This is a genomic window from Parapedobacter deserti (genome assembly GCF_042646065.1).
GTDB lineage: Bacteria > Bacteroidota > Bacteroidia > Sphingobacteriales > Sphingobacteriaceae > Parapedobacter > Parapedobacter deserti.
Map to the genome: position 1 here is coordinate 272522 of NZ_JBHRTA010000009.1, position 12364 is coordinate 284885.

A 12364-nucleotide genomic window follows, 5' to 3' on the forward strand; every position below is an offset into this window, starting at 1 on the left:
TTGCAATTAATGACTAAACAATGCCACCTTTTAGTCTTCTTAGGGATGACCGCACTGCTATGGCTTCGTGCCGGCGGCAACCCTGTCGGTGAACACAACGCCGGCGCTATCCAAACGCCGGTTCAGGGTATCAATATTGGCATTAAGTCAATCACGATACCTGAACACCCAAGGGGTGACTATGTCCCATTCTCCAATTGCCCACAAGATCAGATCACAAAATTTGAGTTCCGCGTTGAAAACAGAGGGGCTGATTTCGACAAAAAAGGCAAGGGCATCTTCGGTTCCGTTCAGATCAAAAGACTGGCGGATGGAACGGTTTTGCTCAACGAGGAAGCCGTGCTGGAGTTCAGGGCCTTTACACCGGGCTGGGTGCGGTTTAAGTTTGCCCCGATAGACCTGTCTCAAGCCGGATTGTATGAAGTGACCGTCGAGTCTTACATCATTGATCTATCGGCCTACCTGAAAGACAAGTCATTGAAACCGCTGGATACGGACTTGTCGGATAACAAAGTGGTGTATGTCAACCGAGTAACCAACGACGAATTGTTGGCAGAAAATTCCTTGAACCGGTTCGATTTTGAAGGCATGCAAAGCACCAGAGACTTGGCCGACCAAGGCTGGAACTTTAGCCATTTGCCCGATTCGGTGCAGATTTCCAACAAAGGAATTAAGGGTAGTAAAGCGATTGCAATCCATCTTCATAAGGGAGACAAAAACAAGCGAAAATTATATACGCCCACTGTGTCGATGGTTGAAAATGAGCAGGTGAATTTCCAATTCAAATTACTGGACGCCCAATCCGGGAAGGATGTTACCGAAGAATTAATAGCATCAGAAGGTTTTAGAGCGGAAGTCTCCGTTCAGAAAATCTGTCGTACTGGCGTAGAGGTAACCTTTAAACACAAGGTCTCAGACGCACAGGCGACGGAAGGTGGATTTTTTAGTTTCCAGCCTATGCCTGTTTATCAGGAAGCCGGGAATTTCAGTGGACATGTTGCATTCGTCAATTTATCTGCTTATCCGGATATTCTGTTGATTATTGATGAGGTAATCGTACAGGCATTGAACTAAACAATGTATTTCAGAAAATAATAAAACGATAAATATAATAATGAAAAAGACAATCGTACCAACCCTGATAGGCATGATGGTTTTATGCCTATTAGGAGCCTGTTCGAAGGCCGGTGACAAAAATGAGGATAAGGATACATCGTCCGATCAGCACACTTATGAAATCTCCATTGCCGGAGGTAAAACCTATAAAGGCGGCGTACCGAGATATGCCCCCGGTGTAGTGACACAGTTTAACCCTGTTGCGTTCGTAAACGAACAAAGCAATGGTAAAGCCATAGCCGTAATGCTTGCTGAGGTTGGAGCCTTTCAAATCGGACTTGGATTTCTGTTGGATGATAACAACAAACCCATCCATACAGAGGTTCAGGGATTCGCCTTTGGCGAGTGGGGAATCGAAGATAAATACGGCCCTGTGGGGCCTGTCAGTATGACCTTGGAGGACTACAAGGAGCATAACTATTCTTTTGCCGGCGAAGAGGGAACGGTAGCATCCTTCACGCTAAACTTTAGCGGGAAGTTTAGATTAGGGGCTGACGGCGAGGAAGTGGATGTGACTGGCGAAATTGTGGTTGCGGCCCCTTAAAATAGTTGATTGGAAAAAAATTGAAATGACAACGAATAAGATAACTATACTACTCATGCTCTTGCTGGCAGGGTTACCAAGAGTTTATCCAATGTCCGATCCGGCCGTTTTCGATTTGGGTTTTGTCCCCGATTTTATCGACTTTTCGTATGACGATAGGTATATGGTGGCCGAAAACGATGTTCGCTATCAAGTATGGGACCTGAACACGCAAACCAAAATACTGGACAACAAACACCCTTTTAAACTCGGGCGGTTATTGAAAAGTACGGTAGTCCCTACCGGAAGCGGTTATTTCCTTTTCGGGAACGAACAGGTGTTCATGACGGTAGATTACCAAAACAACAGTACCGAAGTCAAAGCATACGACGTGAAAAACGGACAACTGCTTTGGGAAACCGACCAACTGCACATGGCGATTTCACTGGCCGAAACCCTGATGCGTGCGCATGCAACGGATGTGGTGAGTGTGGAAGCGGCAGGCGGCACCCGCTTAAATCCCCGGCATGCTGTCGGTAATTTTTTTACCCGCAACAAAATGCTGGACCGATTGATTAATTATGTGCCTGAAAGGAACGCCCTTTTTTTTAACGGAAAACACGGGCTGCAAGCCGTGGATATCCGCAGCGGAAAAATGCTTTGGACAGCAGAAGGCGTCAAAGGTGGAATCGGCGAATTGATTTACAACGCCACTACGCAACAACTGCTGGCCATCAAAGTACCCACTTCCGAAGGTGCAATAGACCAACTCACCGCCAATACCGAGGTGCAAGCTATTGATGCTGACAACGGAACATTGCAATGGAGCGTGGATTATACCGGCGCTTTCGTTCCCGGTTATGCTTCGGTGGTAGGTAATACGCTGGTGCTTCCTTATCTGGAACTGACTTTTATTGACCTTGAAAACGGAGTAGAACGCAACGGCGACATCAAAAGCCGTATGGAAGGAGCCCGTAATGTCACCAAAGGCCTGGGAGGACTGATGGCCATTGACAACGCCTTAGGCGGGAACTTCGGTAAAGCGGAAACGACGACCAAATACGACCGTTTGGTTCCCCGCAGCCTTCATTTTGACGACAACGGCAAGCTGTGCTATTTTATCACGTTCAATAAAGACGGAAAAATAGGTAATGGCGGCAAGAAAGGTTTTCTGAAAATAGATATTCATCAAGACAAGGTTTTGCAGGAAACTTTTAATCTGTTGGGCGACAGTTGGACCCCGATACAAGACGAGATGGTGGACGGTGTTTTCTACGTTAAAGCCTCGGGGAATATGAACCGTACGATCATCAAGGCCATCGATGGCACGACTGGCGAAGAACTTTTTGAAACCGAAAAAGCCAAAAACAGCGCCGATGTTTCCAACATGTTCAGCCCGTTTTTGATTGCCAACGGTCAGATTATTGACATTGCTTCCAGGGGCATCTACACCCTCGATGCGAAAACCGGGAAAGAAATTTCCTATACCACAACCAAAGATCTGGGCGTAGGCACTGTGGTGTTCAGTCATTTTTTTGAAAAAGGTGTACTCATTTTCGGCACCAAAGGCGTAGGCATTATGGATTATGAAGGAAAGGTTGTTCAATCGGTGGAGGCGAAAAACCTAACAGATTTTGCGGCCAACGCCAATGAAGTCTTGTTGCTGGAAAACAAAAAATTCACCCGTATTGACCTTCAGCAGCAAAAAGTGGCGGAAACCGTGAGCTTCAAAAGCCGGGAAAGCGTCGTGTTCAGTCCATCGGGAAAACACGTGATGAAGGTGAATGCCAAAGGCGATAAAATAGAACGATATAACTAACATCAATAAAGATGAAACAACTGGAAAACAAAACCATTCCGAGGATACTTACGCTAGCCTTGGTCGTAGCCCTAACGGCCTGCGGAAGCAAGGACGATAACAAATTGACGGACAACAGCGCAATTAGCGATTGTTTGGGCGTTACCATTCCCATTCCCCAATCGGCCACACTAACGGCTTGTACGGATGCCAAAGTTGCCAAAAGTGCATCGTTTAGTTATGCCGCCACGTGGGCAGAAGCTGTAGATTTTTTTGAAAAAACTTACCGTACCAACGGTTGGGAAATAACAAGCGAACGTATTGACGACGAACCCGGTTCGATGAGAACAGCCGAATGGCGCACGGAAAAAAATGGAACCGAGCTCGCGATATCGTTAAGCGATACCCGGATAGACGATACTTCCGGCGCATTGCAAGGGGTTGTGCTATACTTTTATGAATAACAACCTGCTTGCATCAGGCCGGTCGACAAAACGAACGGAAGCTGCCTTGTATGGGCTACTGTTCCCGCAGCCTTGCCAGCACCTGCTGCAGTTTCGTCTGGTTCTGCATATACGGTTCCAGATCAAGCAATTCCACTTTTCTGAAGTCAATCGGGTGGCTTTCGCTTTGCAGAGAGATATATCCGCGGTCCAGCAGCCTGCCATCTGCTTTCACGGCCGGATCGAAATTCGAGACCGTGCCGCCGCCGATCTGGGGCTTGTAATAAGTCAGTACAGTGTCGCCTTCCAGGATGTGGTGCACCACCGAATCAGCCAGCACGAGGAATTCAGCAGTCACCCATTGGTCGCCATGGTAGGTCTTTGAACTTGAATTGATACAGTGCGGGGTGAACAGTTCGCCGTCGATTTCCATAACCACGTTGGTGCCCGGCGTGCACAGGTTGCTGGTGGTACGTTCGTTGGTGCCATCACCTCCCAACAGCTGGCCCTCGATGGAAATCGGGAAGTCCTGGTCTTTAAGCATCGTCTTCGGGTCCTGTCCGTGCAGCATGGCGCCGCTGTTGCGCCACGCCCAGCCTTCGCCTCCGGGGGCCTGTTCACCGGTAAAGCGGTATTCCACGCGCAGAAGATAGGCGGAATAGGGGGTGTTGTAGTGGATGTGGCCGTATTGAAAATCAAAATCCGTATATCCGTCATACCGCACCTTCAGCAGGCCGTCTTCCACGCGGAACGTGTTGGCATAGTTTTCACCAACTTCGTGTTTGGCGATCTTGACGGTCCAGTCGTTTATGTCCTTCCCGTTGAAAAGCTGGATCCATTCGAGGTCGTTTGCTGTCTCCGTGGCCGAGTTTGTGCAGGCGGCTATTGTTGCAGCCATCGCTGCGGCGATGATAAGGGTTGTTTTCATGATTTATGCTTGATGTTGTTGTTTCGTTGCCTGTCCCACAGTCCCCGGTGTTTAACGTATTCACTTGGTCTAACGCCTACTATTCGGGTAAAGGTGTTGCTGAACGTGGGCAAACTGCTGTATCCCACCTTCGAGGCTACCTCATTGATGCTCAGCTTGTCGTCGAGCAACAATTTCAGCCCCTTCAGCATCCGCAGAATGGTAAAGTACTGGATGAATGACATGTTAAGCTCTTTTTGAAACAAGCGCGCCAGCGATCGTTCGCTGATGCCGAATTGATCGGCGATGTGCTTGAAACTGACGTTTTCACCAATGTTTTTGTCGAGATAATTGACGATCCGCACAAGCCGGGTATCATCCGGATAGGGGAGTGCCAAGGGCAGGGCACCCCGGCTTAACTCGGGAAGCAGCATTTTGAATGCCTTGGCAATGCTGTACCGGCTTTCGTCTTCGGGATGGATATTGCCATTCCACCGGTTTGTAAACATCATCAACTCCATCAGGAGATCGTCTACCGGATAGATCGCCGTACGCGCGAAAAATCCATCGTCACACGCGTGTACGGGGAAATACAGGTTGCGCATGATCACCTCAGGTGTGCTGGGATGAATGCTATGCCGCGTACCCGCCGGAATCCAGATATAGTGCCTTGCCGGGAGAAAATACGATTGCTCTGGGGTGTTGAGGTAAACCACGCCGCCTTCCGTGTACAAAAACTGGCCTTTCCTGTGTTCATGCTCCGGAATGAATTTTTCGCCCATCACCGCGTGGTGGCAATAGACGGTATCTGGATGCCGGTCTACCTCCGTGATGTAATACCTATTTACATAATTATCCATTCCATAATTAAGGTTTCGCGGTTTCTCCGGCTGCTAAAATAACGAGAAATTATGATTTATTGTCCTAAATGAATAAATATACGACGCTAAATAATAAATGGATAGGCTATGATGTGCTTAGGTGTCCGATATACGTGCTCCTGCTATATTGTTTTTTTGTCGCGCTGTGCACGAAAAGATAAGCAAGGAATGGAGAAGACCACAGTGGAGGAGGCAGTTCTACTTTTATGGACCCATCGGACCGTTTGCAGGTATGGGTGTTCCGCCCAGCGACGCCGGCTTCCGGGCTGTAAACCACCAGCACCACCTCGTCGCTTGCGCCTGCCATTGGATTGTCCGAACTCGTGAAATAGACTTCCAGTTCCTGAGGGGTGTGTACCACATCGGCAACCTGAAGGGCAGGAAGCATGCCCGTGCTGATGGTCACCCGTTCCGGAACCACATGCTGTTCGGGATACTCGCCCTCCATCGCTTCCTCCATCAGCCGTTTGAGGGCCTGTCCAAATGCCTTTTTCTTACTCCCCTTGCCCTGGAGCAGCCAGCTTTCGGCGATGACCGGGCGGAGGGGATTGAGGAAAGCCATGGCCAGGCGCATCCGTTGCTGAACAGCAAGTTTACCGTATGACTTTTCCTTCGGCTTCGGTTTGCTTCTGTCGTAAAAGAATTCCATAATAATAGGTTTATGTCTTAGTGTTGGAGTCAGGACCGGCCTCGTTCAGCGGAATATAAACGGTTTTAGAAACGCGTTTGCTCTGCCTATCGGAGAAAAAAAGCCAGACATGCACCGTCATCCGGTCTATGGGTTCATGGAAATTGATGATTGCCGAACCATGCTGGCGGACCTCGCTTTTTACGTTTCCGGCCGCGTAGTCTATTTCCGGAATATAGGCAACGGCATGGGCGGTATCGTCCATTTCCCCGCCCATTCCATACGTCTTCGTGTTCCACGTCACGCGTATGGCATTGCTGCCCTCGAATACCGCCTTTTCGGTACCTGCGGTGACAAGGGAACCGTGGCTCAGCTTGAGAGCGGAATAGTTGAGCAGCAAATTGCCGCCCTCATCCAGGAAAGCTTGATCGTAGTTGTAGCGGAGTGCGGCGTTGACGGCTGTAGACTTTCCTGTAAACTGAACAAATCCGATATTGATCACCTTCCTGAGGCTGCTGAAAAACCTATTCAGCATAACGAATTTCTCCCGTTGAATTGCCTGGTCTGGCGTAGGCGGACGCTTCCGCCCTTTGTCCTTTCGCAGTCCCTTGATGTAATGGATACGCTTCCAACTGCTGCCGACTACACTCCCTGCCTTGCCCTTAAATGGCCCATTAACCCCCTGCTCGATGATGCCCATGTTGATTTCTTTTGCAAAGCAAATTAACAAACGCGTGGATGAATTCCAATTAAAATCAAAAAAATTACATAGGTAAAAACAGATTAATTTAACCGATATTCGGATTTTTTTCCTTAATTCATCGTATTTTGTTCGAATATTTACGACAAATATACGATAGATTTACTATAAAAATACGATAATACATACAACTTAACTAGTAATAATATCAGGTTTGCTTACTTTTATTACGCACATTAGGGGTTGGTTGGGTTACTGAATTTGATGACGTTAATCTGGCGTTGCGTTGTTTTGCTATCTTTGCATCGATTTTTTCAATATCATGACACTTGTACAATTAGAATACGTTATCGCGGTCGATACCTACCGTAGCTTCGTTGCAGCCGCAGAAAAATGTTTTGTAACCCAGCCGACATTAAGCATGCAAATTCAGAAATTGGAAGAATCGATAGGCGCAAGGATATTCGATCGCAGTCGGCAGCCCATAGTGCCAACGGAAGTCGGTGTCGAAATTATCAAGCAAGCCCGGATCGTACTAACCGAGAGCCGCAAGATTAGCGAATTGGTGCATTCGAAGAAGGGCGAACTCGAAGGAGAGTTGCGCATCGGAATCATTCCTACCGTGGCGCCTTACCTATTGCCAAAGGTCCTGGGCGGTTTTATGCAGCGTTTTCCCAAGCTGCAATTGCAGATATGGGAATATACGACGGAGAAGATTGTACGGGAGCTGAAAGTAGGGCTGCTGGACTGCGGCGTGTTGTCAACGCCGGTCTATGACGCGGCGCTTGTCGAGCGCCCGATGTTTTACGAGCCCTTTGTGGCCTATGTGTCATCGGGAAGTGTGGTTGTGAATAAAAAAGAGGTGACACCGGAGGATGTACTCGAAGACAAACTCTGGCTGCTTACCGAAGGACACTGTATGCGCGGGCAGGTATTGAATATCTGCCAACGCAAGCGGAGCATGGACCCGGAGGGGACGACATTGGAGTATAACACGGGCAGCGTCGAAACGTTGAAGCGCATGGTCGACAGCAACTCGGGCAGTACCATTCTTCCCGAATTGGCCATCGCCGATTTTGATGAAGACCAATTAGCGCGTGTTCGCTATTTCAAATCGCCAGAACCTGTGCGGGAGATCAGCCTCGTAACCACTCACAACTTCCTGAAAAAGCAAGCCATCGACGCGTTGGAGCGGGAGATCGTCGCCGCCGTACCGAAGAAGTTCAGGTCGAAAAAGAAACGCGAGGTGGTTGGGTTTGATTGACCGTAAGTAAGTCGCCTGCCGCTTAGGCAGGCGACCAATAATGATTACAACTCTTTAATCCGGATATTGCGGAAAGCGACCACATCGCCATGGTCTTGAAGAGCGATTCTTCCTTTAGGGTATTTCGCAAACCCTTCCCAATCGGTAAACTTGCTGGCATTCAGTACCTGTTCCCATTCGGCGGTACCGATGGTGACATCAGCGGTCTGTACGTCATTAAGCCAAAGCGTGATCTGACCGTCTTTTTTGCGGATCTTCGCCAGGTTCCATTCGCCTACCGGCTTCGGCTGGGAAACTTCCTTGCTTCCGATCATGTCATACAACGACCCTGCAAGGTGGTTTTCGATCTTGTTGTCGGCTGCATCGATATTATCCAATATCTGCATTTCAATACCCGTTTGGTAGGTAGCGTTGAATTTCGGGTCTTCGTGTACGCCGAAAATGATACCACTGTTGCCGCCCGGCGAAATTTTCCACTCCAGTTCCAGCTCGAAATTTTCGTACTCTCCATCGGTGACAATGTCGCCGCGCTGGTCCCGAGCTACATCGGGATTAAACCGCAATTCACCATCCTGGGCAGTCCAAGCAGCAGAAACCGTATCCCTTAAATAGGTATGCCACCCGTTGGTGGTTTGGCCGTCGAATAAAGATACCCAACCGTCATTTTCATCGGCCGCCGTGGCGCCCGAACCTTGGCTGTTCTCCGCCTGCTGTCCCGATCCGCATGCTGCGAATAATGCGATAGCGGCGATGGATAGCGTTTTTTTCAAATTTTTCATGTCAACGTTTCTGAAATTTTGATTTGTAAGTTTGTTTTGTTGCCCCAATACTACAAACTTATTTTTAAAAAAAGCGTGCTTCGGCGTTGTTTTTGTTGAAAGGGAAATGTTAATCGCTTTAGTTTTTTCTTATTATTGCCAAGTATAAGATGTGACTAAGTGCGCGGTATGTATACTTACTGTTTTTCATTCGACAATATAAAAATGTCCATCACTCCGTTTTGCAGATCTCGTTTCGTGCTATTGCTCATCCTTTTTAGTATTCATGCCCCCTCTTTTTCGCAATCCACGCATGCCGTCAGCGGCCATATCCGCGATGCCATGACCGGAGAGACGTTGGGTGGCGCTAGTGTCAGGCTGCAAGCCAATCCATCCGTGGGTACGCGTGCCAATAGCTATGGTTTTTACTCGTTAGCCATACCCGATGGCGATCATGTGCTGGTAATCTCGCACGTCGGCTATCAGACGCATGAGGTGCCGGTTGCTATCCGCGAAGATGTGAGGTTAGACATCGACCTCCGCAGCGGTGAACTGCTCGACGAAGTGGTCATCAGTAAGACGGCGGTCAGTGAGAATGTGCGGAGCCCTCAAATGGGCGTGGCGAAGGTCGATGTGAGTGAAATCAGACATGTGCCGGTGCTGATGGGCGAACGGGATGTGCTGAAGACGATTCAGTTACTCCCAGGTGTAATGTCTGGCGGTGAGGGCAGCAGTAATTTTTTTGTGCGGGGCGGCGCTGGCGATCAGAACCTGATCCTGCTTGATGAGGCGCTCGTATATAATGCATCGCACCTCTTCGGTTTTTTCTCGACGTTCAATTCGGATGCTATCAAAGACGTAAACCTTTACAAAGGCGGCATGCCCGCCCAGTTTGGCGGCCGGTTGGCATCGGTGCTGGATATTACCATGCAGGACGGCAACAGAAAAAGCTTCGGAGCGGAAGGTGGGATCGGACTCATTGCTTCCCGCCTGAAATTGGACGGGCCAATTGTCAAAGATAGGGGATCATTCATGGTTAGCGGGCGAAGGACGTACGCCGATTTATTCCTCAAATTTTCCAATGACGAAGACATCAACAAAAGCCGCCTTTATTTCTATGATCTGAACGCAAAGGCCAACTATCGCATCGATGATCGGAACACTGTTTTTCTTTCAGGATATTTTGGCAGGGATGTATTGGGGTATTCCGGGCTTTTTGGCTTCGACTGGGGGAATGTTACGGCCACGGCACGCTGGAACCGGGTGATGAATAGCCGGCTGTTTTCCAACACGACATTCGTGTACAGCAATTTTAATTATAACGTCAACATTGAAAGCGACGATTTTGACTTCGTCATTGCCTCCCGTATACAGAATCTTAACGTAAAGCAGGACTTCCAACTCTTTTCTTCAGCCAGGAGTACGTGGCGTTTCGGTGTCAACTTGCTTCAGCAGCGGATTTCTCCGGCCAGCATTAATGCCCAGGAGGATACGCCGGTAAACAGCCTGCTGCTCCCGTCGCGTGCGGGCTTAGAGGCTGCTGCATATGTCTCACATGAGTGGGAGCCGGTTGAGCGGCTTAGCTTGATTTACGGAATCCGGCTGAATAATTTTTTGCTTTTCGGACCCGGCACGTTTTACCATTACGATGCCGACGGCGATATCGTGGGAAGCCGGGAATACGGCCCGGGAAATGTGGTGCAGCACTATATCAATCCGGAACCCCGATTGTCGCTCGGCTACTTATTGCAACGAAATAACAGCATCAAGCTGTCGTACAACCGCAATACGCAGAACATACACCAGCTCTCCAACTCGACCTCCAGCCTGCCTACTGATGCTTGGGTAATGAGCAGCAATAATATCAAGCCACAGGTCGCTGACCAGGCGGCTGTGGGTTATTACCAGAACTTTGACAACGACCGGTATGAGTTTTCGGTTGAAACGTATTATAAGTACATGCAGAACCAGATCGATTACCGAAACGCAGCTGATTTGCAGGCAAATGAGCACGTGGAAGCGGAGCTGCTGTACGGTGTGGGGCGGGCCTATGGTGTGGAGCTTTTCCTGAAAAAGCGCGAAGGAAAGCTGAACGGATGGCTCAGCTATGCACTGTCGCGGAGCGAGCGCCGTTTCGATGGCATCAATAATGGCAGGTGGTTTGCGGCTCGGCAGGACCGGACACACGACCTATCAGCGGTGGGGATGTATCAGTTGTCGCGTCGATGGAATCTCTCGGCTACCTTTGTTTACAGTACAGGCAACGCGGTGACGTTCCCCAGTGGAAAATACACGGTCGATGGGCGTACGCTTTGGTATTATACCGAACGTAATGGATACCGCATGCCGGATTATCACCGGCTGGATCTGGGCGCAACATGGGAATCCACGCTGGCAAAAAAGTTCAAATCCAGCTGGACGTTCGGTATTTACAATGCCTATAACCGCAAAAACGCTTTTATCATTGACTTCAGGGAGAACGAACATAATCCGAACATCACGGAAACGTACCGGATCGCGTTGTTCGGTATTATTCCATCGGTCACCTGGAATTTTAAATTTTAAGTTATGCTTAAGTATTATCGGATTGCCTTGCTGGCTACTGGGTTTTTATGGGCGTCATGCGAAGACCTTATTGATATCAATTTAAACGATGCCGACCCGAAGTTGGTGATCGCTGCCTCCGTGAGCAACCGTTTAGAACAACAGCGGGTAGTCATCAGTCGAACGGTGGCGTTTAGCTCGAACAGCGCTTTCGATCCGATCGCTAATGCTGAGGTGACCATGACAGATGGCGGCGGTAGGCTGTACAAGTTTACGGAAAGCCAACCGGGTATATACACGAATCTCTTCCAAGGCAAGGAAGGAGAGCGATATGAATTAGTTGTCGCGGTGGAGGGCCAAGTCTTTACGGCGGTATCCATCATGCCGCCACGTGTGATGCCTGATTCCATCGGTACGGCGGTGCGTAGTATTTTCGGTGAGGAACAGAAGTTCGTTGCCGTCAAATATCAGGACCCCCCAGGCAGGAACTATTACCGCTTCCTCTGGAGCGTTAACAACAGTCCGTTTAAGATGCTTCGAGTGACCGATGACAAGTACAATGACGGCAGGTATGTAAGTGAAGATGTAACCGATTTTGAAACTGAGCTGGTTGCAGGTGATTCGGTGGTCATCTGGATGCAATCCATTGATAAACCAGCATTCGACTTTTGGAATGCCGTGGGATCCATTAATCCGGGCAGTGCGGCGCCTGCCAATCCACCATCGGTGTTTGGTGATGGTGCGTTGGGATATTTCAGCGCCCACGCCTTGTCAGAGATTTCGACTGTCGTGCAATAGTGCG

The 12364-nt window shown here is 49.0% G+C and carries 12 protein-coding genes; 7 read left to right on the forward strand and 5 right to left on the reverse strand.

The annotated features are described in order from the left end of the window. Positions 1-45 precede the first annotated feature (45 nt). Genes ACFOET_RS04560 through ACFOET_RS04575 form a run of 4 tightly spaced genes read left to right on the forward strand, consistent with a single transcriptional unit; the run spans position 46 to position 3901 of the window. On the forward strand, positions 46-1074 hold the full coding sequence (locus tag ACFOET_RS04560; protein ID WP_379020032.1) for a hypothetical protein: 1029 nt from the start codon (positions 46-48) through the stop codon (positions 1072-1074). 40 nt (positions 1075-1114) lie between these two features. After that, positions 1115-1660: a hypothetical protein gene (locus ACFOET_RS04565; RefSeq protein ID WP_379020034.1), complete on the forward strand. Its 546-nt coding sequence runs from the start codon at positions 1115-1117 to the stop codon at positions 1658-1660. Between the two features lie 25 nt (positions 1661-1685). Then, positions 1686-3458, forward strand: a complete 1773-nt coding sequence (locus ACFOET_RS04570; RefSeq protein WP_379020036.1) for an outer membrane protein assembly factor BamB family protein — start codon at positions 1686-1688, stop codon at positions 3456-3458. 11 nt (positions 3459-3469) lie between these two features. Continuing rightward, positions 3470-3901 carry a hypothetical protein gene (locus ACFOET_RS04575; RefSeq protein ID WP_379020038.1) on the forward strand — a complete coding sequence of 144 codons (432 nt, stop codon included), beginning with the start codon at positions 3470-3472 and terminating at the stop codon, positions 3899-3901. 55 nt (positions 3902-3956) lie between these two features. Here the strand turns inward: ACFOET_RS04575 and ACFOET_RS04580 are convergent, their stop codons facing one another. The 4 genes from ACFOET_RS04580 to ACFOET_RS04595 all read right to left on the reverse strand — a co-directional run bounded on the left by ACFOET_RS04580 (position 3957) and on the right by ACFOET_RS04595 (position 6996). Then, complete coding sequence (locus ACFOET_RS04580; protein ID WP_379020040.1) at positions 3957-4808, reverse strand: 3-keto-disaccharide hydrolase; 852 nt, start codon at positions 4806-4808, stop codon at positions 3957-3959. Continuing rightward, positions 4805-5647: a helix-turn-helix transcriptional regulator gene (locus ACFOET_RS04585; RefSeq protein WP_379020042.1), complete on the reverse strand. Its 843-nt coding sequence runs from the start codon at positions 5645-5647 to the stop codon at positions 4805-4807. The genes ACFOET_RS04580 and ACFOET_RS04585 overlap by 4 nt, the downstream gene beginning before the upstream one ends. A 106-nt stretch (positions 5648-5753) precedes the next feature. Then, positions 5754-6317, reverse strand: coding sequence for a DUF6266 family protein (locus ACFOET_RS04590; protein WP_379020044.1), 564 nt, complete (start codon positions 6315-6317; stop codon positions 5754-5756). Between the two features lie 10 nt (positions 6318-6327). Beyond that, positions 6328-6996 carry a DUF6266 family protein gene (locus tag ACFOET_RS04595; RefSeq protein ID WP_379020046.1) on the reverse strand — a complete coding sequence of 223 codons (669 nt, stop codon included), beginning with the start codon at positions 6994-6996 and terminating at the stop codon, positions 6328-6330. 322 nt (positions 6997-7318) lie between these two features. Here ACFOET_RS04595 and ACFOET_RS04600 point away from each other — a divergent pair, with 322 nt between their 5' ends. Continuing rightward, positions 7319-8260 carry a hydrogen peroxide-inducible genes activator gene (locus tag ACFOET_RS04600; protein ID WP_379020048.1) on the forward strand — a complete coding sequence of 314 codons (942 nt, stop codon included), beginning with the start codon at positions 7319-7321 and terminating at the stop codon, positions 8258-8260. A 44-nt stretch (positions 8261-8304) separates the two neighbouring features. Here the strand turns inward: ACFOET_RS04600 and ACFOET_RS04605 are convergent, their stop codons facing one another. Then, positions 8305-9039 (reverse strand): 3-keto-disaccharide hydrolase, encoded by a 735-nt coding sequence (locus ACFOET_RS04605; RefSeq protein WP_379020050.1) that lies wholly within the window; start codon positions 9037-9039, stop codon positions 8305-8307. Positions 9040-9276: 237 nt separating this feature from the next. Here ACFOET_RS04605 and ACFOET_RS04610 point away from each other — a divergent pair, with 237 nt between their 5' ends. Beyond that, the gene (locus tag ACFOET_RS04610; protein WP_379020052.1) at positions 9277-11583 is read left to right on the forward strand and encodes a TonB-dependent receptor; all 2307 of its coding nucleotides are present in this window, start codon (positions 9277-9279) and stop codon (positions 11581-11583) included. 3 nt (positions 11584-11586) lie between these two features. Then, entirely contained in the window at positions 11587-12360 is a 774-nt protein-coding gene (locus tag ACFOET_RS04615; RefSeq protein WP_379020054.1) for a DUF4249 domain-containing protein, read from the forward strand. Positions 12361-12364 lie beyond the last annotated feature (4 nt).

Coding starts and splice junctions, on each gene's coding strand:
- ACFOET_RS04575 (WP_379020038.1), top strand. CDS start 3,470: ATGAAACAACTGGAAAACAAAACCATTCCGAGGATACTTACGCTAGCC.
- ACFOET_RS04605 (WP_379020050.1), bottom strand. CDS start 9,039: ATGAAAAATTTGAAAAAAACGCTATCCATCGCCGCTATCGCATTATTC.
- ACFOET_RS04580 (WP_379020040.1), bottom strand. CDS start 4,808: ATGAAAACAACCCTTATCATCGCCGCAGCGATGGCTGCAACAATAGCC.
- ACFOET_RS04560 (WP_379020032.1), top strand. CDS start 46: ATGACCGCACTGCTATGGCTTCGTGCCGGCGGCAACCCTGTCGGTGAA.
- ACFOET_RS04585 (WP_379020042.1), bottom strand. CDS start 5,647: ATGGATAATTATGTAAATAGGTATTACATCACGGAGGTAGACCGGCAT.
- ACFOET_RS04565 (WP_379020034.1), top strand. CDS start 1,115: ATGAAAAAGACAATCGTACCAACCCTGATAGGCATGATGGTTTTATGC.
- ACFOET_RS04570 (WP_379020036.1), top strand. CDS start 1,686: ATGACAACGAATAAGATAACTATACTACTCATGCTCTTGCTGGCAGGG.
- ACFOET_RS04590 (WP_379020044.1), bottom strand. CDS start 6,317: ATGGAATTCTTTTACGACAGAAGCAAACCGAAGCCGAAGGAAAAGTCA.
- ACFOET_RS04615 (WP_379020054.1), top strand. CDS start 11,587: ATGCTTAAGTATTATCGGATTGCCTTGCTGGCTACTGGGTTTTTATGG.
- ACFOET_RS04595 (WP_379020046.1), bottom strand. CDS start 6,996: ATGGGCATCATCGAGCAGGGGGTTAATGGGCCATTTAAGGGCAAGGCA.
- ACFOET_RS04600 (WP_379020048.1), top strand. CDS start 7,319: ATGACACTTGTACAATTAGAATACGTTATCGCGGTCGATACCTACCGT.